Source organism: Pelagerythrobacter rhizovicinus (assembly GCF_004135625.1).
GTDB classification, from domain to species: domain Bacteria; phylum Pseudomonadota; class Alphaproteobacteria; order Sphingomonadales; family Sphingomonadaceae; genus Pelagerythrobacter; species Pelagerythrobacter rhizovicinus.
On record NZ_SDPV01000002.1, the window covers coordinates 160,572 to 180,284 of the forward strand.

Here is a 19,713-nt window from a genome sequence, read left to right on the forward strand (position 1 = left end):
GTATGCGCGAGGGTTTCTGACCACACAGTTTGGCATAAAGCGAATCGCCGTTGCATAGGGCGCAATCGCTTATCCACAGTGGTTAACCGCCCGGCGTTCATATCAAAAATAGTCCCGCGCAGCACGAACCACGCGGTTGACGAGCTTCAGACCGCCGTAGCGCGTCGTCGGCTGATAGCTCGGGCCGACCGAACGGATGTCAACCGGGTCGTCGGCGGCATAGAGGCACAGGCCGGCGAGCGTCGCGAAGCCTGCGGTGGAATGTGCCTCGGGCAAGCCGCGCAGCGCCGGCGGCTTGCCGATGCGCACCGGACGTCCCAGCGCACTCTGCGCGAACTCCGCAACTCCGGCGAGTTCCGCTCCTCCGCCGGTCAGCACGACCTGACTGCCTCGAGACCCGGAAAACCCCATTTCCTTCAATGCCTTGCCGATTTCATCGGTTAACCTGGCAAGCTGTTCGGTGACGACCGAAACGAGCTCCGCACGCGGAATGCGGCTGGTATCGGCGCCCGCCTGGTCGCCCGCGTCGTCGCCCGGGCCGTTGACCGGGATCATCTCGCGGTGATCGGTCGGGCTGGCGACGGCCGAGCCCGCGACGCACTTGAGCCGTTCGGCCTGGAACCGGCGGATGCCGAAGCTGGAGGCAATCGCATCGGTAATATCCGCGCTGCCGAACGGGATCGCTTTGAGGCCGAGCAACATCCCGCCGGCATAGAGCGAGACATTGGTGACCTCTCCCCCGATCTCGATCAGCGCGGTCCCGAGTTCGCGTTCTTCGGGCGTGAGGCACGAATATCCGGCCGCGATCGGCGCCGCGACCACCGCCTCGACATCCAGGTGTGCGTTCTGGACCGCTTCGATCAGGTTCCGCACCGGTGCGCCGTCGGCGAGCATCACGTGGATGTCGACCCCGAGCCGCTCGGCGTGGAGGCCCTTGGGGTTGGCGACGCCGTGCGCGCCGTCGAGCGTGTAGTGCGCCGGCTGCGCATGGAGCACCATGCGCCCGTCGGGCTGGATGCTCTCGCGCGCGGCGACGAGCAGGTGCTCGATATCCTCTTCCTCGATCCGCCGCCCGCCGATGTCGATCTCGACTGCCGCAACCTGGCTGGCCAGGCCCGCCCCGGCGCAGCCGATCCAGACGCTCGAAATGCTGGCTCCCGCGTTCTTCTCCGCGCGTTCGACCGCATCGCGGATGGCATAGGTCGCGGCCGCCATGTCGGTGACGTAGCCGCGTTTGATACCCTGGCTCGCGCGGTGACCGGAACCGAGCACGATCATTTCGCCTGTTTCCGACAATCCCATGATCATTGCCGAAATGCGAAACGAGCCGATGTTGATCGCGCCGAAAACCTTGTTGATGCGCGGCATGCCCATCATTCGGCCTCCCTGGTTTCAAGCGCTTGCGCGGCACGACCCGGGACACGCATGTAGATGCGGTCGGGCGCCCGCATGTCGAACGTCGCCACTTTGCCGCCGAGGAGACGATTGACCCCGTCCAGCCGCGCGAAGGCAACCAGCGCGCCCGCGGACGCATCCTCGCCCTGCGGCAGCGCAAGGATCTGCCCGGTGTCGAAGGTCAGGTTCCAGCGACGATTGCCGATCCACTCGGCTTCCTTCACCTGCGGCTCGATGGCCGGGGCGGCGGCGAGCAGGTCCGACAATGCCCCGACCTGGTTCTTCGCGCCTGGGCCGGCGACGATCAGCATGCCTTTGGCGTTGGCGGAGGAGATCGGCTCGAGTTCAGCCCCGGTCCGATCGATCAGGACCAGGCGTCCCGGCTTTCGCAGCACTGCGTGCGGGGTCCGCTCCACGATATCGATCACGAGACTGTCGGGCAGTTGGCGCGAAACACGTGCATCCTCCACCCAGGGCAATTCGAGGAGTTCCTCGCGCAGCGCCTCGATGTCGACCAGTGGCATGGGCATGTCGCGCTGCGCCAGCGCGCGTTCGTAGACCTTGAGCTCGTTCATCCGGTCAACGCCGGTGACCTTGACCCGGCGCACTTCGAACCCGGCGTCGGACGCAAGCAACGCCACTTGCTGCTGGATCAAAGCAGGCACCCCGGCGAGGTTGGCCACGAACAGGGCGAGCGCGAGCGCGCCGCCCAGAATGACCGCGAGAAAGATGCGGTGGAGCTGTTCTTCGGTGAACGGCAGGACCGACATCAGCTTGTCGAGCAGCGAGCCGGTCTTCGCCCGGGCACGCCGTGCGGTCTGGGCCCGCCCTTTCGCCGCGGCAGAGCGCCGCACCCCCTTCGCCTTGCGACTAACCGTCGCCATTGCCCCCTCCCCCTGCAACACCATCACGCATGGTGAGCGCGTTCGCCACGATCGCCTCGACCAGATCCTCGTAGCTCATACCGCAGTGTCGCGCCTGTTCGGGCACGAGGCTCAGCGGCGTCATGCCGGGCTGGGTGTTGGTTTCGAGCACGAACAGCCCATCCTCCCCATGCTCGTCGTCCCAGCGGAAATCGGTGCGGCTGCAGCCCCTGCACCCGAGCACTCGATGAGCCCTCACCGCGAGATCCATGCACAGATGCGCGATGTGCTCGGGAACTTGCGCCGGACAGATATGCTCGGTCAATCCATCGGTATACTTCGCATCGAAGTCGTAAAAGCCGGATTTGGGCACGAGTTCGGTCACGGTCAGCGCGCGCGGACCTTCGGCCTCGTCGATCACCGCGACGGTCAGTTCGCGGCCGCGGATATACGGTTCCGCGAGAAGGTGGTCGAATTCCTGCCAGGGCCCCTTCGCGCCGCGGGCAATCGGATTCCCGTAGTTGCCACCTTCGGTGACGATGGCGACGCCGACCGAGCTGCCCTCGTTGACCGGCTTCAGCACGTAGGGCCGCGGCAGCGGGTCGCGTTCGTAGAGGCTCTCGCTTGCGACGATGCGCCCGCCCGGCATCGGGATGCCGTGCGGCACGAGCGCTTGCTTGGTCAGCTCCTTGTCGATCGCGATGACCGAGGTGGCGAGGCCTGAATGGGTATAGGGCACGCCCATCAGGTCGAGCATGCCCTGCACGGTGCCGTCTTCGCCCGGGACGCCGTGGAGCGCGTTGAACACGACGTCCGGCGCCGCCTCAGCAATGCGGGCGGCGACCTGGCGGTCCATGTCGATCCGGGTCACGCGGTGCCCGCGTGCTTCCAGCGCCTCGGCGACGCCCTCACCGCTCATCAGCGAGACCGGCCGCTCGTGGGCCCAGCCGCCCATCAGGACGACGATGTGGTACTTCTGCATATCGCTCACGGCCGGCCCACCCGCTGGATCTCCCATTCGAGCATCACGCCCGAATGCGCGTAGACGCGTCGCCGCACTTCTTCGCCCAGCCCTTCGATGTCCGCGCTCGTCGCGTCGCCGGTGTTGATCAGGAAATTGGTGTGCTTCTCGCTCACCTGGGCTCCGCCCATTCTGAGGCCGCGACAGCCTGCCGCGTCGACCAGGCGCCAGGCCTTGTCGCCTTCTGGGTTCTTGAACGTCGAACCGCCGGTCTTGGTGCGCAGCGGCTGCGATTCCTCGCGTGCCCTGGCGATGCGGTCCATCTCCGCGCCGATCTCGACCGGATCGCCCGGAGTGCCCCGGAGGCGCGCGGCCACGACGACCGCATCTTCGGGCAGCGCCGAGTGCCGGTAGGTATAGCGCAGGTCCGCGGCCGGCAGGCGGACCAACTCGCCGCCGGGCATCACCACGTCGCAATCGATCAGCACGTCGGCCACTTCGCGCCCGTAAGCGCCGCCGTTCATGCGGACGAAGCCCCCGACGGTGCCGGGGATGCCGCGCAGGAACTCGAGCCCGGCAATGCCCGCATCGCGCGCCGTGGAGGACACGAGAATGCCGCTCGCCCCGCCGCCGCATTCGAGCACGTGATCGCCCTTCACCGCGACCTTGGCGAAGGCCTTGCCCAGCCGCACGACCACGCCCGGCACGCCGCCGTCGCGCACAATCATGTTCGACCCGAGACCGAGCGCCATGACCGGCAGATCGCCGTCGAGCCGGAGAAGGAATTCGCGCAAGTCGTCGAGATCGGCAGGTTCGAACAGCCAGTCGGCCGCGCCGCCCGTCTTGAACCAGACAAGCTTGGCCAGCGGCGCCTCAGGCGTCAGCGCGCCGCGAATGCCTTCGGCGGAGACCGGCCCCGCCACGGCCCCTTCAACCGCGCAGTCCGGCGCCATGCCGTCGTCGAGCTCCGCCCAGTCGAACTGTTCCACAGTCATGCCGCACGTTCCCTGCCGACAGCATCGGCAAGGCCTGCCGCCCATTTGGTGATGTCGCCTGCGCCGAGGCAGACCACGAGGTCCCCTTCGCGCACCTCCCCTGCAAGGGTGCGGGCAAGTTCCTGCTGATCGGCGATCGTCGCCACGGCGCGATGCCCTCGCGACTTGAGACCCTCGACGAGCGCGACCGAGTCAACCCCCGGCACCGGCTCCTCGCCCGCGGCATAGACCGGGGCGACATAGACCTGATCGGCGTCGTTGAAGCAGTTCTGGAAGTCGTCCATCAGGTCGCCGAGCCGCGAGTATCGATGCGGCTGCATGACCGCGATCACCCGCCCCTCCGGATTGCCGGACACGCTCTCGCGCGCAGCGGCGAGCACGGCCCGAATCTCGACCGGGTGGTGCGCGTAGTCGTCGATCACGATCGCGCCCGCGACCTCGCCGACCTTGGTGAAGCGCCGCCGCACGCCGCCGAACTGGCCGAAGCCGTTGCAGATCGTCTCGTCCGAACAGCCCATCTCGATCGCGACCGCTATGGCAGCGAGCGCGTTCTGGACGTTGTGCCGACCCGGCATCGGGAGGCGGACGCATTCGATCCTGCGGTCTCCATCGTTGCGCTGGCGCACGACCACGTCGAACTCGTTTCCGCCCGGTACCGGCCGCACGTTGACCGCACAGACGTCCGCCTGGAGCGAGAAACCGTAGGTCACCACGCGGCGGTCGCGGACTTTGCCGATCACCGCCTGGACCTCGGGGTGGTCGATGCACAGGATCGCCGCGCCGTAGAACGGCACGTTGTGGATGAATTCGATGAAGGCGTCCTTCACCCCGTCGAAGTCGCCGTAGTGGTCGAGATGCTCGGGATCGATGTTGGTGACGACCGCGATCGTCCCGTCCAGCCGCAGGAAGCTGCCGTCGCTCTCATCGGCCTCGACCACCATCCAGTCGCTGTCGCCGAGGCGCGCGTTGGAGCCGTACTGTTCAATGATGCCGCCGTTGATGACGGTCGGATCGATACCGCCCGCATCGAGCAGCGCGGCGATCATGCTGGTCGTGGTCGTCTTCCCGTGCGTGCCCGCCACAGCAACGGTGTTCTTGAGCCGCATCAGCTCGGCGAGCATCTCGGCCCGCCGGACCACCGGGATACGGTGCTCGAGCGCGGCAACAACCTCTGGATTGGTGCGTTGCACGGCGGTGGAGGTGACGACCACGGCCGCCCCCTCGATGTTCTCCGTCGCATGGCCGATCGCGACCTTGATTCCGCGCGCGCGCAGCCGTTCGACGCTCGTGCTTTCGGCGATGTCCGAGCCCTGCACGCTATAGCCGAGGTTGTGCATGACCTCGGCAATGCCGGACATGCCGATCCCGCCGATGCCGACGAAGTGGATCGTCCCGATATCGGTCGCAACGCCCTTCATCGTTCGATCCTCCCCATTTTGCGAAGCCAAATGGGGAGGGGGATCGCGAGACGCGAAGCGGCTCGTGGTGGAGGGGGCCAGCATGACTTCGCCCCTCCGTCAGACGCCCGGGGCGTCTGCCACCTCCCCATTTGCGCTGCGCGAAAATGGGGAGGATCGATATGCGTAATGAGGTTCATGCGAGCGCCCCCCGACCGCTCGTCTCGGCCGCTTCGCCCCCGACGCGGATCACGTCCATCATTTCGGCTCCCCCGAAGCTCTCCACGAGATCGGCGAGATCTTTCACGGCATTGGGCCGGCCGCAGTTCCACGCCGCGTGTGCCGCATTGGCGAGCGCCTGCGGGTGCTGGGCGAGAGCCTGGATCTGCTTGGCCAGTTCCTTGGGCGTGAACCGTTCCTGCCGGATCATCCGCGCACCGCCCGCCCTGGTCAGCTCGCGGGTATTGGCGGCCTGGTGGTCGTCGGTCGCGATCGGCAGCGGGATCAGGATTGCCGGACGGCCGACGGCGGTCAGCTCGGCGATGGTCGAAGCTCCTGCGCGGCCGATGAACAGGTGCGCGTCGGCGAGGCGCGTAGCCATATCCTCGAAATATGTGCCGAGTTCGGCGGGAATGTCGTGGCTGCGGTAGCGCTCACGTACGGCGTCGATGTCCTCTGCGCGGCACTGCTGGGTGATCTGGAGCCGCTGGCGCAGTGCCGGGGGCAGCATGGCGAGCCCGTCGGGCACGATCTCGGAAAGCACGCGCGCGCCCTGGCTTCCGCCGGTCACCAGTACGCGCAGCAACCCTTCTTCGTTCAGTGGCGGAAAGGGTTCCTGCCGCAGTTGCAGCACCTCCGCGCGGACCGGATTGCCGACGAGGTGGACTTTCTCCGCGTACTTCGGCTTCAGCCGAGCGATGTCCGGGTAGGCGGTCGCGATCGCCTGCACGCGCCCGCCAAGCATGCGGTTGACCCGGCCCAGAACGGCGTTTTGCTCGTGCACCAGGCTCGGTATGCCCGCAGAGGTCGAGGCAAGCAGTGCCGGCAACGCAGGATAGCCGCCGAACCCGACCACTGCGCTTGGCTCGAACGTTTCGAACAGGCGGAGCGCCATCTTCCGCCCCTCCAGCACGGCACCGGCCCCCTTCACCCAGGCGAGCGGGTTCTTTCCGAAGCGTCCGGCGGGCAGGACATGCACGGGCAGGAACGACGGCTTGCCCGGGATCGCGGCGCCCCGCTCGTCCGTGACAAGCGCGACGTGGTGCCCGCGCCGCTCGAGCTCGGTCGCAAGCGCGAAGGCGGGAATCAGGTGCCCGCCGGTGCCGCCCGCGGCGAGGACGTAGTGGCGGTTCGCGCCGGTCATGCCTGCGCCTCCTGTCCGAACAGCCGGTGCCAGAGCCCCGGCGAGTTGCGCCTGAGGAACGGGTTGCGCCGCGTGATCGCCAGCAGCAGCCCGATCGTGAGACATACTGCGATGGTCGAGGAGCCGCCGTAGGACACCAGCGGCAGCGTCATCCCCTTGGAAGGCGCGAGCTGAAGATTCACGAGGATATTGATGAACGCCTGCCCCCCGATCAGCGCGGCGAGACCCGCCCCCGCGAGCAGAGTGAACAGGTCCTCCTCGTCCACCAGGCGCACGAGCACGCGCACGATGATCGCGAGGTAGAGCAGCACGATCAGTCCGCAGACGAGCAGGCCGAATTCCTCGCCGATGACCGAGAAGATGTAGTCCGTGTGGGCTTCGGGCAAGCTCATCTTGCGCACCCCGAGCCATAGCCCGCTCCCTGTCCATCCGCCCGCAAGCAGCGTGCGTTCGGCCAGGTCGACCTGGTCGTAGGCCGTGCCGCCGGCAAAGAAGTCGTTGATGCGGTTCCGGCCGTTCTCGTAGAACAGGTAGGTCATGCACGAAATGATCGCGCCGGCGCCGAGCACCAGGCCGAGGCGCTGCGTCGACACGCCCGACAGGATCACCAGCGCGAACCATACGCCGGCGAAGAGCACCGTGTCGCCGAGATTGGGCTGCAACATCAGCAGCATGCCGACCGCGCCCATCGCACCGGTGGCAATCGCGATCACGGGCAGATTCGGGTCACGTGCGCGCCAGGAAATCGTCCACGCGAGCGCGATGGCGAAAGCGGGTTTGAGAAATTCCGACGGCTGGAACGAGAAACCGAGGTTGATCCAGCGCCTGGCACCGTTCACCTCGTTGCCGATGATCGGCACCAGTATCAGCAGCACGAACATCGCCGCGAACAACATGATGCCGGCGCGCCGTGCATTCTCGCGCGAGAGCATCGCCGCCCCGAACATCACCGTCAGGCCGACGATCTGCCAGCGCAGGTGCGCCCAGTAGAAATAGAGATCGGGCAGCGTCTCCGTGGCCGTCGAGAGGCGGTTCGCACTTGCGGGAGAAGCAGCGGCAACCGCAGCTGTCCCGATCGCCATCAGCACGATGACGAGGAACAGCAGCACGCGGTCGATTTCGCGCCACCAGATTTTCAGCTCCGCGCGCCGCGTGCTGCGATAACGGTCGGGCCGCGGGGCACGCTCCCCGGCGCGGGGAATATAGGGCGCGCTCGTGCTCATGCAGCCGACCTCCCGACGAAGCAGTCGATCGGTGAATTCGGTTCACCGATCAGCATGGCGACGAGTTCGCGGAAGTATTCGCCGCGTTTTTCGTAGTCGCGGAATTGGTCGAAACTCGCGCATGCGGGCGATAGAAGAACGACGTCTCCCGGCTGCGCCGCAGACATCGCGAGGCGCAGCGCCTGGCACATCAGTTCCGCCTTCTCCACCCGCACGCGGCCCTCCAGCAGATCCGCGAAGCGCGGGCCGGCCTCGCCGATGGTGTAGGCGGCGGCGACGTTGCCGAGGAACGCCTCGCACTCGCCGAGCCCATCCTCCTTGGGCAGGCCGCCGACGATCCAGTGGATGCGCGGGCGCGGGTCGGGCGGATAGGCCGCAAGCGCGGGCGCGGCCGAGGCGGGATTGGTCGCCTTGCTGTCGTTGACGAACAGCACGCCGCGATGGTCGGCGACGACCTCCATCCGGTGCGGCAGCCCGCGATAACCGGCCAAGCCGTTCGCGATAGCTTCGTCGGCAAGGCCGAAGGCGCGGCAGACTGCAACAGCGGCCTGTGCATTCTGAAGATTGTGGGGGCCCTGCAGCGCCGGCCATTCAGCTTGTGCAGCCGGGAGCGTCACCCGATCAATGAAGCTGACATTCAGGCCGTCGGGCGCATCACCGAGAACGTCGAGATCGGCCTCGGAAACATAGTCGACCACAGCACGGTGTCCGCTCGATTGCATTGCGAACAAGCGTGCCTTTGACGCGGCGTAGGCTTCGAAATTCGCGTACCGGTCGAGATGGTCCGGCGTCACGTTGAGCAACACGGCAACGTCGCAGTCGAGCGAGCGGGTGAGATCGATCTGATAGCTCGACAGCTCCAGCACGTAGACGCCGCCTTCGGGCAGCGGCTCCTGCGCCAGGACCGGGAGGCCAATGTTGCCGCCCATGCGCGCAGGCACGCCGGCGCTTTCGAGGATGTGGTGGACGAGCGCGGTCGTCGTGGACTTGCCGTTGGTGCCCGTGATGCCCACCACCTTGTGCTCGGGCAGCGAGCCGCGAGCGAGAGCGAAGAGCTCGATGTCGCCGATCACCGGCACGCCGAAACGCGCTGCCCGCTCTGCGATCGGATGCGTGTTGAGCGGGACGCCGGGTGAGACGACCACCCCGTCGAAGCCGGTGAGATCGATCTCCAGCGGGTCGGCCAGGGTTATGCCCTCGCCGACCTTGTCCCGCGCGACGTCCTGCCGGTCCCACGCGACGACCTCCGCGCCGCTGGCGCGCAGCGTCTCGACCGCGGCAAGGCCCGAGCGGGCCAGGCCGAGGACGGCGTAACGCTTGCCGGCAAAGACGGGCGAGACGATCATCGCAGCTTCAACGTCGCCAGCCCCATCAGCGCGAGCACGATGGCGATGATCCAGAAGCGGATCACGACTTTGCTCTCGCTCCAGCCGAGCTGTTCGAAATGGTGGTGAATCGGGGCCATGCGGAAAATCCGTTTGCCCGTGCGCTTGAACCAGAAAACCTGAATGATGACCGAAAGCGCCTCGACCACGAACAGGCCGCCGACGATCGCGAGCACGATCTCGTGGTGCGCGGCGACGGCGATCGCGCCCAGCGCGCCGCCGAGCGCGAGGCTGCCCGTGTCGCCCATGAACACCGCTGCCGGTGGCGCATTGAACCACAGGAACGCGAGGCCCGCGCCCATGATCGCCGCACAGAAGACTGCGAGTTCCCCCGCCCCCGCCACGTGCGGAATGCCGAGATATTGCGAGTAGTCGACGCGACCGACGAGGTAGACGATGAGCGCGAAAGTCCCCGCCGCGATGATCACCGGCATGATCGCCAGGCCGTCCAGCCCGTCGGTGAGGTTCACCGCATTGCCCGCCCCCACGATCACGACAGCGGCGAAGATGTAGTAGAACCAGCCGAGCTCGAGGCCGAGATCGTTGAAGAACGGCACATAGAGAAACGTGTTGATCTGGCTCACCACGATCCACGAGGCCACGCCGGCGACAATGAACTCGAGCAGCAGCCGGACCTTGCCCGATACGCCGTGGTGGCTCGACTTGGAGATCTTGTCGTAATCGTCGAGGAAGCCGATCAGGCCGAAGCCCACCGTCACAGCGAGGCAGGCCCAAACGAACGGATTTTCGAGATCCATCCACAGCAGCATCGAAATGACGACCGCGACCAGGATCATCAGGCCGCCCATGGTGGGCGTGCCGCGCTTGGCGAGATGGGTTTGCGGCCCGTCCTCGCGGATCGGCTGACCCTTGCCCTGGCGAACGCGCAGCATGTTGATGAAGCGCGGCCCGATGAGCAGGCCGATCAGCAGCGCCGTCATCAGTGTCGCGCCGGCACGGAACGTCTGATAGCGGACGAGGTTGAGGGCGCCTTCGAAACCCAGCCACTCGGCGAAGAGGTATAGCATTCAGCCGTCCCGGCCGCCGTGATCCCTGGCGGCGAAATGAGTCACTAGCCTGCCGAGGCCGATCGAATTGGAGCCCTTGACGAGGATCGCATCGCCGACTGCGATGCCGAATTCCTCGAGCGCCGCGATCGCTTCGGCAGGTCCATCGCAATGCGCGAACGTCAGCCCGCCTGCAAGCGCACCGCCTGCGCCTTTCCCCAAGTCCCGTGCGAGAGCGCGCATTTCGTCGCCCACCAACACCGCGTGGTCCACGTTCGCTTCCGCGAGCGGTTCTGCCAGCTGCGCATGGAACGCCGGCGCGAATTCCCCGAGTTCCTTCATGCTGCCGAGAACGGCGATCCGGCGTGATGCCGGAGTCTGGCCGAGCTGGTGCAGCGTCGCCCGCATCGACGCAGGATTGGCATTGTAGCTTTCGTCGATCAGCAGTGCATGGCCGCCGATCGCGGCGATGCGATGGCGTGCGCCGCGGCCCTTGAGCCCGCCCATCTCGGCCAGCGCAAGCCCGGCCGATCCGAGATCGCCGCCTGCCGCGCGCACCGCGGCCATCACGGCGAGCGAATTGGCGATCCAGTGCTCGCCCGGCTCGGCGACCGAATAGCACAGCCGCGTATCGCCGAAATCGGCTGTGACGAGCGCCCCGCCGTTTGCAGAAGGGATCGCGTCGAGCAGCCGCAGATCCGCATGTGCAGCGCGTCCAAAGGATATGATTTTCGCCCCTGCCGCACCTGCGTGCCCGCGCAGCCGCTCGAAATGGGGGGAGTCAGCCGGGATCACCGCCGTGCCCCTGGGCTCGAGCCCGGCGAAGATCTCGCCCTTGGCATCGGCGATCGCCTCTTCGCTGCCAAGATTCTCGATGTGCGCCGGAGCGATCGTGGTGATCACCGCGACGTGCGGGCGGACCGTCGCGGTGAGATCGGCAATCTCGCCCGCATGGTTCATGCCCATCTCGAACACGCCGTAGCGGCAGCGCGCCGGCATACGCGCGAGACTCAGCGGCACGCCGACATGGTTGTTGTAGCTGCGCACCGAGCGGTGGGCCTGCCCCCGGCTCGCGCGGTCGAGCGCGGCGAAGATCGCTTCCTTCACACCGGTCTTGCCGACCGAACCGGTGACGCCGATGCGCACCGCGGCCGCCCGGGAACGCGATCTGGCGGCAAGCGCCATCAACGCCGCACCGGTTTCGGGAACGAGGATGTGCGGCCAGTCGATCGACCGGTCGACGACCGCAGCGGCGGCGCCGTTCGCAAAGGCCTTGTCGAGGAACCGGTGCCCGTCGGTCGTTTCCCCTTTCAGGGCGAAGAACAGGTCGCCCGGACGCACGTCGCGCGAGTCGATCTCGACGCCGGAGACCTGGAATGCGCCGCTCGCCATACCTCCCATTGCTTCCGCCAGCGCCGCGGAGTCCCACAGGGCGAGACCGGCGCTGTCGCGGGGACGGATCGGCCACGCTCGCAAGGCACGGTGTGCATTCATACGTCGCCCCCCTGCGCCGCCGCGCATTCGCGCGCAACCGCCACGTCGTCGAACGGCAATACGCGCATGGTCTCCCCCGAACCTACTATCTGGCCCTGCTCGTGACCCTTGCCGGCGATCAGCACGATATCATCCGCGTCGGTCATTTCGATGGCAGCGCAGATCGCCTCGCGCCGGTCGCCGATCTCGGTCGCGCCGCGCGCGCCGGACATGATCGCGCTACGGATCGCCGCCGGATCCTCGCTGCGCGGATTGTCGTCGGTCACGATCACGACGTCCGAATGCTCGCTGGCAACGCGGCCCATCTCGGCGCGCTTGCCCTCGTCGCGGTCACCCCCGGCGCCGAAGACGGTGATCAGCCGGCCCGCGACGTGGGGGCGGAGCGCAGCGATTGCCGCCTCCAGCGCGTCTGCGGTGTGCGCGTAATCGACATAGACCGGCGCGCCCGACTGCGCGATCACCGCGCGTTCCAGCCGTCCGCGCACCGGCTGCAGCCGCGATACGCCGTCGAGCGTGGCGGTGGGGCGGCCGCCGGTTGCGATCACCAGCCCCGCCGCGACGAGCGCGTTGGCGACCTGGTAGGCGCCAATCAGCGGCAGGCGGATCGTGCGCCGCTCGCCGGCGTGCTCGACCGTCAGTTCCTGCCCGAGCTGGGTAGGCGTGTGGGCGATCAGGCGGATATCCTCGCCCCGCTCTCCTACCGTGAGTACTCGCAGCGAGCGCTGGCGCGCGTGTTCGATCGCGCGATCGGCCCATTCGCCCTTGCCCGTCCACACGACCACCGTCGCATCGTCGGACACCACTTCGTCGATCAGACGCATCTTGGCCGCGAAGTAATCCTCCATGCTCGCATGGTAGTCGAGGTGGTCGCGGCTGAAGTTGGTGAAGGCGGCGGCGGAGACCGGCAGCCCTTCATTGCGGAATTGCGACAGCCCATGGCTCGAGGCCTCGTAGGCGACGTGCGTCACCCCTTCGCGCGCCAGGCCGCTCATGTTCGAGAGGAAGGTGACGATGTCCGGCGTGGTGAGACCGGTCGAAACGCTCTCGTCCGAGGTGGTGACGCCAAGCGTGCCGATCGAAGCGGCGCGTTCGCCCGCCATGCGCCAGAGCTGCCGGGTCATCTCGACGGTCGAGGTCTTGCCGTTGGTGCCCGTCACCGCGACGATCGTCTGCGGCACCGGCGCGAAGAACTTCGCCGCCAGGCGCGCGAAGGCGCGACGCGGTTCGGCATCGGCGATGTGGATCGCGCCCTCGACCTTCACCTCCGGCCGGGCAACGATCGCCACCGCACCTGCCGCGACTGCGGCCGGAATGAAGTCCTCGCCGTTGAATGCACTTCCGCGGAACGCACCGAAGATGGTGCCTGGAGCGACCTTGCGATGGTCGATCGCAAAACCGGTGACCTGGAGGTCGGCATCGCCTCCGGGCGCGATCCCCGCTGCGCTGACGAGCCTTGCGAGCCTCACTCGTCCACCCCACCGATCAGCGGCCGCAAGTCGCTGATGTCGACATCGCGCGCTTCGTTGGGCCTCACGCCGAGGAGGGGGCCAATCCGCGGGACGAGATTGCCGACGATCGGCGCCGCATTCCAGGCGGCAGTCCGCTGGAAGGAGCTGGCCGTGGTGCCTTTGGGCTCGTCGAGCATGGCCACGACCACGTAGCGCGGGCGATCCATCGGGAACGCCGCGGCGAAAGTGGAGACCAGCGTGCTGCGCTGGTAGCCGCCCGCCCCCGGCTTCTCGGCCGATCCGGTCTTGCCGCCGACGCGATAGCCGGCCGCGTCGGCGTTGCGGCCCGTGCCGTAGGCGGCGATCATCCGCAGGAGCTGACGCATGCGCGCACTGGTCGACGCCTTGAACACGCGGCGGCCTTTGGGTGCTTCACTCGATTCAAGCCGGTGCATCGTCGCCGGGCGCCAGATCCCGCCGTTGACCATCGCGGCATAGGCGCTCGCGAGATGCAGCGGGGTGACGGCAATGCCATGGCCGTAGCTGATCGTCATCGTACGCAGGCGCGACCAGTCCTCGCCCGGCCACAAGGGCATGCCGCGTGCCGGCAGCTCGATATAGGGTCTCTGGTTCATGCCCAGATCCGCCATGGTCCGGCGCAACCGCTCGGCACCGAGCTCGTCGGCGATCCGCGCCGTCACCGTGTTCGAAGAGTGGATCAGCGCCTCGGGCACGTTGAGCGTCGCGCCGAGCGGATGGCTGTCCTTGATCGTGAAGCCGGCGATCGGCACCGGCTCCGCGTTGTACCGCCGGCCGAAATCGCGCACCACCCCGGCGTCGATGGCCGACGCGATGGTGATCGGCTTGAAGGTCGACCCCAGCTCGTAAACCTGGTTCGTAACCCGGTTGAACATGTGGGATTCGCCCCGGGCGTCGATCTTGTTCGGGTTGAACTCGGGCAGCGATGCGAGCGCGAGGACTTCCCCGGTGTCGACGTCGAGCACGATGCCGGCGGCGCCGAGCGCGTTGACCGCGAGCATGCCGCGACGCAGCTCGTCTTCCAGCGCACCCTGAACCCGCACGTCGATCGACAGCGCGGCCGGCTCGCCGCGGCGTGCGGGATCGGTCAGGCGCTCGTCGAGAACCTGCTCCATCCCGACCTGACCATTGCCCATGGCATCGACATAACCCAGCACGTGCGCGGCCATGTGTCCCTGCGGGTAGTAGCGGTCGGTCTCCTGCGGCATCTCGAGCGCGAGCTCGCCGATCGCCTGCACCCGGTTCGCATCTTCGGGCAGGACGCGGCGACGGATATAGCCGGGCTTGCCCGACGCGAGCTGCTCGGCGACTTCCTCCACGTCGAGATCGGGGAAGATCGCCGCCAGTTCCGCCGCGACCTTCTCCGGACCCTTGACCAGCGGCGTTCCATCCTCGCCCAGGGCATCGGGGTTGTACCAGAGCGCGTAGGCCGGAAAGGCTCGGGCGAGCGGCACGCCGTTGCGGTCGGTAATCTCGCCGCGCGGCGGGAGCAACGCGTCCTCGAGCGAGGCAGAGCTGGTCGGGCGATCGCTGAGACCGAGAAAGGCGATCCGGATCAGCGCGACCACGCCGATCGCGACGAACGCCATCGCCAGCCACAGTGCCCGCCAGCGCGCGACGGTGAGCGAGCGCTGGCGGTTGGTGATGAGATGAACCCGGCCGACCGAGATCGCCGTGCTGACGCTGAGCGCGTTCATTCGGAGAACTCAGCGAACGCCGTCTCGAACGCCACCGTGCCCGACAACCGATCGGCCAGCGAGCGCGTGCTGACGACCGCCTCGCCTTCGGGGTGATCGTCCTCCGCGGGGGCCGAATGACCGGCGACGGGGGAGACCATCCTGGGGAAGCTCGCCGTCTCGGCAGCGGGCGCGCGGGCGACGCGGATCGGCTCGGGCCCGCCAATCGCGCGCGGCAGGCCAAGCGCGGCGAGCTCGCGCTCGTTGTCCAGGAACTGGTCGGCCCGCGGCGCCTGATAGCCGAATTCGACCCGGTTCCAGTTCGCGAGCTGTTGCTGGTTGGCGCGCGTTTCGAACTCGGTTTCGAGCAGCAGGTTCTCGCGCTCGAGCGCGATGATCTGGCGTTCGGCCAGGCGCACCTGGCTCTTCACCGCGTTGACGCGGAAGGTCAGCACCACGAAGCCGGCGAGGCATATGCTGAGCACGACGGCCCAGCCGATCTGACGCATGCGGCTGCCGACGGTCATCATGCGGCCTCCCGCGCCGGCGCGGCCGTGCGGACCGCATGGCGCAATACGGCGGAGCGTGCGCGCGGGTTGCGCGCGACCTCGGCCTCGCCCGGGCGGACCGCCCGCGATACCTTGGCGAAGACTGCCGGAGCGGCCTGAACCTGCGGCAGATGGCGCGAGCCGGCGGTCACGGCCGAAGCCTCGCGCAGGAAGCGCTTCACGATCCGGTCTTCCAGGCTGTGGAAGCTGACGACCGCCAGCCGACCGCCCTCTCGCAGCAGTCTTTCCGCCGCGGCAAGGCCCGTCATGAGCTCGTCGAGCTCCGCGTTGACGTGAATGCGGATCGCCTGAAAGCTGCGCGTCGCCGGGTCCTTCGGCGCGCCCGCGCGGTAACCGAGCGCCTTGCGCACCGCGCGCGCGAGGTCACCCGTCGTCGCGAGCGGCCGCGCAGCGACGATGGCGCGTGCGACGCGGCGCGACTGGCGTTCCTCACCGTAACGGTAGAGCACGTCGGCAATCTCGGCCTCGTCGGCGTTGTTGACGAAATCGGCAGCGTTGGGGCCCGACCGGCTCATCGTCATGTCGAGCGGCCCGTCGGCGGAGAAGGCGAAGCCGCGCTCCGCCTGGTCGAGCTGCATCGACGACACGCCGATATCCATCGCCACGCCGTCGACTTGCGCCACGCCGGCTTTGCCCAGCGCCTCGACCATTTCGGAGAAGCGCCGCGGGTGAAGGACGAGGCGCGGAGGCTGCTCGGACATTTCCGGCCAGGTGCGGCCGGCGGCGATCGCATCGGGGTCGCGGTCGAAGGCGTGGACGGTCGCACCCGCGTCGAGCAGGGCGCGCGTGTAGCCGCCCGCGCCGAACGTGGCGTCGACGACGACGTCGCCCGGACGCGGTGCGAGCGCGGCGAGCACTTCGTCGAGAAGCACCGGGACATGCGGGGTCGCGGGGCCGCTCATTTGCGCGCCGCCTTGGCTTCGTGCTCGGCCACGAGGTCCGCGCAGGCGCCCTTGGCGCTTGCCCAGTCGTCGTTCATCCGCGCCAGTTCGGCCGGGCTCCAGATGGTGAAGAAGCGGCCGAGCCCGTGGAAGTAGAGCTGGTCCTCGATCTTGCCCAGGCGCACGAGGTGCGAGGGCATGATGAAGCGCCCGCTGTCGTCGAACGGAACGCGCATGTAGCCGAAGAGCTGCGCGGCGCGCGTATCGCGGTCAAAGTCGAGCCCGCGCTTCCAGGCCATGTCCTCTTCCCGGTCGAGCTGCGCCTCGAGCTCGTCGTGGCGCGAGAGGCCGAAGCCGACCAGGCAATCGAGCTTCGGATGCTTGTCGATGCAGAGGATGCGGCCGTCGCTCGATTCCTTGACGAGGTTGCGGAAGGCGGACGGCAGGACATAGCGGCCCTTGTCGCCTGCCAGCGACAAGGCCTGACCGCTAAATCCTGTGAACTTCTGCGCCTCCGGCACCGGGTCCGCCCCCATCACCCAAAGGGTTTGCTCCTCCGGACATGCCTTCCCCGCCTCCGCCAGCGCGCAAACGCTGGCGACTCACCCCGCGAATCGGGGTGCAGCACGAGACGACCTGTCCGATGGAAGCCGTTTCTAAACCGGCAAAGTGCGGGAAGAAAGGGAAAATTAGGGGATTATCGGGGATGAGCCATCAAATATCTGAATACAAAGTATAAAATGTCCAGGCCCTAACGATGGAGTCCGCCCGGCGCGCGCGAAAAATCCCCGCGAATCCAGGCGCTGGATAGCGGAATCCCGACCTGTCCCGTAAAATCCCCGAGAGCGCCGCTAGCGCCGAGTCCCGTCGCCAAAGGCACTGGCGGTAAGCCATTCGAGCGCATCGGCCCTCATCTTTCGCCGTTCGCCTTCTGCCTCCTCGAACACCGCCGCATCGGCGACTATCGTGGCCTCTCCATCGCCGATGGCGCACTGCGCAAACAGCCGGTCGTAGGCGATCCAGCAGTTCTCCGTGCGGGTCGGATAGCCGTCGATCGGATGCAGCGTTCCGGCGAGATGAACCGGAAGCGGCGCGAGGTCGGTCGTGATGAGGCGCTCGCCGCCTTCCTGCTCGGGATCGAAACGCATCTCGAGGCCCCAGCGGGCGAGAATCGGCGAAAGCAGCGCAACGTCCTGCGGCCGGCGCCGGTCCCCGATTGCGAAACGCGAATGTGCCGTCAGCATCGGATCGGCGAAAACCAGCACGTGTCCGCCAGCGCGAACCCACTCGTCGAGCGCGACGTTTTCCTGCGGCGAAAGCGCGCGCGGCTGCGCCAGAAGCAGGATATCGATGTCACCGAGGTCGCGCGCCGCCCCGCGCTCGGGCGGTGCGAGCGTGTCGAGCGGAAGAAGCTCGAACCGCTTCTCCAGCGCACCCCGCACCCACCCTGGATGGCCGCCCCCGCTGATCATCTCGGACATGTCTGCCGCTTCCGCCCAATAAATCGGGAGCGTCGTAAAGAGCCCGAGCACCGGCTTCGGTCTTCCCGCACCAGCCAGTGCCCACCCCAGAAGGGCGATCGCGATCACCCCTGCAGCGATGAGGATCGCCAGCCTACTCCGGATCAGGCGCATCGTCGGGATCGAGCGCTATCGTCGGCACCTCTATGGCGGTGGGCGTCGGCGTGGGGCTGTCCTTGACCTCGGGAACGACACCGGCATCGGCCAGCGGATCGTTCTGCTGGCTATGCACCGGCGGGGGCAGGACAGTCGCTGCCGCGTCGGGCACGCTGGCCGCTTCCGTACGGTTGGCGCGATCCATGATGACGCTGGCCAGAGCCAGCATCAGCACGATCGCCGCGAGGCCCGAGAGGCCGATCTGCAGCCGGTGCAGCGCTTCCGAACGCGTGCCGGCGATACCCACCGCGGTCTCGTCGGGCCCGCGCTCACGCCTCGCGCCGAGAATGTCGCTGATCCTGCGCATATGGTCAGGCTACGCCTTCGCGCAGGCCAGTCAATCGCGTTCGAGCCAGTCGAACACCGGCAGGCCCTTCGCTTCGAGCCATTCGCGGTTGTAGAGCGTGGAAAGATAACGGAAGCCCGTGTCGCACAGCACCGTCGCCACGCGCGATCCCTTGCCGAGCTGCTTGCCCAGCGCGACCGCGCCCGCGACGTTGATGCCCGAGGACAGACCGAGGCACAGCCCTTCGTCGCGCAGGAGCCGCCCAACCCATTCGAGCCCTTCTTCGTCGGAAACGCGGAACTGGGTATCGATCGGCGCGCCTTCGAGGTTGGCGGTGATCCGCCCCTGCCCGATCCCCTCGGCGACCGAGCTGCCTTCGGCCTTCAACTCGCCATGCGCGTAGAAGTTGAACAGGGCCGCGCCATGCGGGTCGGTGAGCGCAATGGTCACCTTCTCGTCGCGCTCCTTGAGGCCCATGCCGACGCCCGCGATGGTCCCGCCGGTGCCGGCGGCGCAGGTGAAACCGTCGATCCGGCCGTCGAGCTGTTGCCACAGCTCGGCCGCCGTGCCTTCGATATGCACCTTGCGGTTGGCGACGTTGTCGAACTGGTTGGCCCAGACGGCGCCTTCGGTCTCCTCCGCCAGACGGCGGCTGGTGTGCACGAAGTGATTGCAGTCCGAATACTTGGTCGGCGGCACCAGCACGAGCTCGGCCCCGAGCGCGCGCAGCGTCGCCATCTTCTCGCGGCTCTGGTTGTCCGGCATGACGATAATCGTCCGGTAGCCGAGCGCGTTGGCGACGAGCGCGATGCCGATGCCGGTGTTGCCCGCCGTTCCCTCGACCACGCAGCCGCCGGGCTTCAGCTCCCCGCGCGCCTCCGCGTCGCGGATGATGCCCAGCGCCGCGCGATCCTTCACGCTGGCGCCGGGGTTGGCGAATTCGCATTTGCCCCAGATCTCGCAATCGGCCGCCTCGCTCGGCCCCTTGAGCAGGACGAGCGGCGTGTTGCCGATGAGGTCGAGGGTATCGGGAGTGGGCGCAGGTGCGGTCATCG

The 19,713-nt window shown here is 67.6% G+C and carries 18 protein-coding genes; all 18 read right to left on the reverse strand.

Going from position 1 to position 19,713, the window contains the following annotated elements; genetic code table 11:
- Positions 1-102: 102 nt before the first annotated feature.
- Entirely contained in the window at positions 103-1,374 is a 1,272-nt protein-coding gene (ftsA, locus tag ETX26_RS08825) for a cell division protein FtsA (RefSeq protein ID WP_129525308.1), read from the reverse strand.
- Complete coding sequence (locus ETX26_RS08830; protein WP_129524345.1) at positions 1,374-2,279, reverse strand: cell division protein FtsQ/DivIB; 906 nt, start codon at positions 2,277-2,279, stop codon at positions 1,374-1,376. The genes ftsA and ETX26_RS08830 overlap by 1 nt, the downstream gene beginning before the upstream one ends.
- The gene (locus tag ETX26_RS08835) at positions 2,266-3,240 is read right to left on the reverse strand and encodes a D-alanine--D-alanine ligase (protein WP_225425797.1); all 975 of its coding nucleotides are present in this window, start codon (positions 3,238-3,240) and stop codon (positions 2,266-2,268) included. Before ETX26_RS08835 ends, ETX26_RS08830 begins: the two co-directional genes overlap by 14 nt.
- 5 nt (positions 3,241-3,245) lie before the next feature.
- On the reverse strand, positions 3,246-4,172 hold the full coding sequence (gene murB / locus ETX26_RS08840; RefSeq protein ID WP_225425798.1) for a UDP-N-acetylmuramate dehydrogenase: 927 nt from the start codon (positions 4,170-4,172) through the stop codon (positions 3,246-3,248).
- Positions 4,173-4,210: 38 nt separating this feature from the next.
- Positions 4,211-5,632 (reverse strand): UDP-N-acetylmuramate--L-alanine ligase, encoded by a 1,422-nt coding sequence (gene murC, locus ETX26_RS08845; RefSeq protein WP_129524348.1) that lies wholly within the window; start codon positions 5,630-5,632, stop codon positions 4,211-4,213.
- A 175-nt stretch (positions 5,633-5,807) separates the two neighbouring features.
- Entirely contained in the window at positions 5,808-6,974 is a 1,167-nt protein-coding gene (gene murG / locus ETX26_RS08850) for an undecaprenyldiphospho-muramoylpentapeptide beta-N-acetylglucosaminyltransferase (RefSeq protein WP_129524349.1), read from the reverse strand.
- Positions 6,971-8,197: an FtsW/RodA/SpoVE family cell cycle protein gene (locus tag ETX26_RS08855; RefSeq protein WP_129524350.1), complete on the reverse strand. Its 1,227-nt coding sequence runs from the start codon at positions 8,195-8,197 to the stop codon at positions 6,971-6,973. Before ETX26_RS08855 ends, murG begins: the two co-directional genes overlap by 4 nt.
- Positions 8,194-9,543, reverse strand: a complete 1,350-nt coding sequence (gene murD, locus ETX26_RS08860; protein ID WP_129524351.1) for a UDP-N-acetylmuramoyl-L-alanine--D-glutamate ligase — start codon at positions 9,541-9,543, stop codon at positions 8,194-8,196. Before murD ends, ETX26_RS08855 begins: the two co-directional genes overlap by 4 nt.
- On the reverse strand, positions 9,540-10,610 hold the full coding sequence (gene mraY / locus ETX26_RS08865) for a phospho-N-acetylmuramoyl-pentapeptide-transferase (protein WP_129524352.1): 1,071 nt from the start codon (positions 10,608-10,610) through the stop codon (positions 9,540-9,542). The genes murD and mraY overlap by 4 nt, the downstream gene beginning before the upstream one ends.
- The gene (locus ETX26_RS08870; RefSeq protein WP_129524353.1) at positions 10,611-12,083 is read right to left on the reverse strand and encodes a UDP-N-acetylmuramoyl-tripeptide--D-alanyl-D-alanine ligase; all 1,473 of its coding nucleotides are present in this window, start codon (positions 12,081-12,083) and stop codon (positions 10,611-10,613) included. It abuts the gene before it with no gap.
- Positions 12,080-13,549, reverse strand: a complete 1,470-nt coding sequence (locus ETX26_RS08875; protein ID WP_129524354.1) for a UDP-N-acetylmuramoyl-L-alanyl-D-glutamate--2,6-diaminopimelate ligase — start codon at positions 13,547-13,549, stop codon at positions 12,080-12,082. Before ETX26_RS08875 ends, ETX26_RS08870 begins: the two co-directional genes overlap by 4 nt.
- Positions 13,546-15,267, reverse strand: a complete 1,722-nt coding sequence (locus tag ETX26_RS08880; RefSeq protein ID WP_129524355.1) for a peptidoglycan D,D-transpeptidase FtsI family protein — start codon at positions 15,265-15,267, stop codon at positions 13,546-13,548. Before ETX26_RS08880 ends, ETX26_RS08875 begins: the two co-directional genes overlap by 4 nt.
- The gene (locus tag ETX26_RS08885) at positions 15,264-15,776 is read right to left on the reverse strand and encodes a hypothetical protein (protein WP_129524356.1); all 513 of its coding nucleotides are present in this window, start codon (positions 15,774-15,776) and stop codon (positions 15,264-15,266) included. Before ETX26_RS08885 ends, ETX26_RS08880 begins: the two co-directional genes overlap by 4 nt.
- The gene (rsmH, locus tag ETX26_RS08890; RefSeq protein ID WP_129524357.1) at positions 15,773-16,717 is read right to left on the reverse strand and encodes a 16S rRNA (cytosine(1402)-N(4))-methyltransferase RsmH; all 945 of its coding nucleotides are present in this window, start codon (positions 16,715-16,717) and stop codon (positions 15,773-15,775) included. The genes ETX26_RS08885 and rsmH overlap by 4 nt, the downstream gene beginning before the upstream one ends.
- Positions 16,714-17,232 carry a division/cell wall cluster transcriptional repressor MraZ gene (locus ETX26_RS08895; protein WP_129525309.1) on the reverse strand — a complete coding sequence of 173 codons (519 nt, stop codon included), beginning with the start codon at positions 17,230-17,232 and terminating at the stop codon, positions 16,714-16,716. The genes rsmH and ETX26_RS08895 overlap by 4 nt, the downstream gene beginning before the upstream one ends.
- A 315-nt stretch (positions 17,233-17,547) precedes the next feature.
- Positions 17,548-18,177, reverse strand: coding sequence for a DUF4350 domain-containing protein (locus ETX26_RS08900; protein ID WP_165271741.1), 630 nt, complete (start codon positions 18,175-18,177; stop codon positions 17,548-17,550).
- 133 nt (positions 18,178-18,310) lie between these two features.
- Positions 18,311-18,679 (reverse strand): hypothetical protein, encoded by a 369-nt coding sequence (locus ETX26_RS08905; RefSeq protein ID WP_129524359.1) that lies wholly within the window; start codon positions 18,677-18,679, stop codon positions 18,311-18,313.
- Positions 18,680-18,709: 30 nt separating this feature from the next.
- On the reverse strand, positions 18,710-19,711 hold the full coding sequence (locus ETX26_RS08910; protein WP_129524360.1) for a cysteine synthase A: 1,002 nt from the start codon (positions 19,709-19,711) through the stop codon (positions 18,710-18,712).
- Between the last annotated feature and the right edge of the window lie 2 nt (positions 19,712-19,713).

Bases quoted from the DNA above. Each gene is read 5' to 3' on its own strand.
- ftsA (WP_129525308.1), bottom strand. From the start codon at position 1,374: ATGGGCATGCCGCGCATCAACAAGGTTTTCGGCGCGATCAACATCGGC.
- ETX26_RS08830 (WP_129524345.1), bottom strand. From the start codon at position 2,279: ATGGCGACGGTTAGTCGCAAGGCGAAGGGGGTGCGGCGCTCTGCCGCG.
- ETX26_RS08835 (WP_225425797.1), bottom strand. From the start codon at position 3,240: ATGCAGAAGTACCACATCGTCGTCCTGATGGGCGGCTGGGCCCACGAG.
- murB (WP_225425798.1), bottom strand. From the start codon at position 4,172: ATGGCGCCGGACTGCGCGGTTGAAGGGGCCGTGGCGGGGCCGGTCTCC.
- murC (WP_129524348.1), bottom strand. From the start codon at position 5,632: ATGAAGGGCGTTGCGACCGATATCGGGACGATCCACTTCGTCGGCATC.
- murG (WP_129524349.1), bottom strand. From the start codon at position 6,974: ATGACCGGCGCGAACCGCCACTACGTCCTCGCCGCGGGCGGCACCGGC.
- ETX26_RS08855 (WP_129524350.1), bottom strand. From the start codon at position 8,197: ATGAGCACGAGCGCGCCCTATATTCCCCGCGCCGGGGAGCGTGCCCCG.
- murD (WP_129524351.1), bottom strand. From the start codon at position 9,543: ATGATCGTCTCGCCCGTCTTTGCCGGCAAGCGTTACGCCGTCCTCGGC.
- mraY (WP_129524352.1), bottom strand. From the start codon at position 10,610: ATGCTATACCTCTTCGCCGAGTGGCTGGGTTTCGAAGGCGCCCTCAAC.
- ETX26_RS08870 (WP_129524353.1), bottom strand. From the start codon at position 12,083: ATGAATGCACACCGTGCCTTGCGAGCGTGGCCGATCCGTCCCCGCGAC.
- ETX26_RS08880 (WP_129524355.1), bottom strand. From the start codon at position 15,267: ATGAACGCGCTCAGCGTCAGCACGGCGATCTCGGTCGGCCGGGTTCAT.
- ETX26_RS08885 (WP_129524356.1), bottom strand. From the start codon at position 15,776: ATGATGACCGTCGGCAGCCGCATGCGTCAGATCGGCTGGGCCGTCGTG.
- rsmH (WP_129524357.1), bottom strand. From the start codon at position 16,717: ATGAGCGGCCCCGCGACCCCGCATGTCCCGGTGCTTCTCGACGAAGTG.
- ETX26_RS08895 (WP_129525309.1), bottom strand. From the start codon at position 17,232: ATGGGGGCGGACCCGGTGCCGGAGGCGCAGAAGTTCACAGGATTTAGC.
- ETX26_RS08900 (WP_165271741.1), bottom strand. From the start codon at position 18,177: ATGTCCGAGATGATCAGCGGGGGCGGCCATCCAGGGTGGGTGCGGGGT.
- ETX26_RS08905 (WP_129524359.1), bottom strand. From the start codon at position 18,679: ATGCGCAGGATCAGCGACATTCTCGGCGCGAGGCGTGAGCGCGGGCCC.
- ETX26_RS08910 (WP_129524360.1), bottom strand. From the start codon at position 19,711: ATGACCGCACCTGCGCCCACTCCCGATACCCTCGACCTCATCGGCAAC.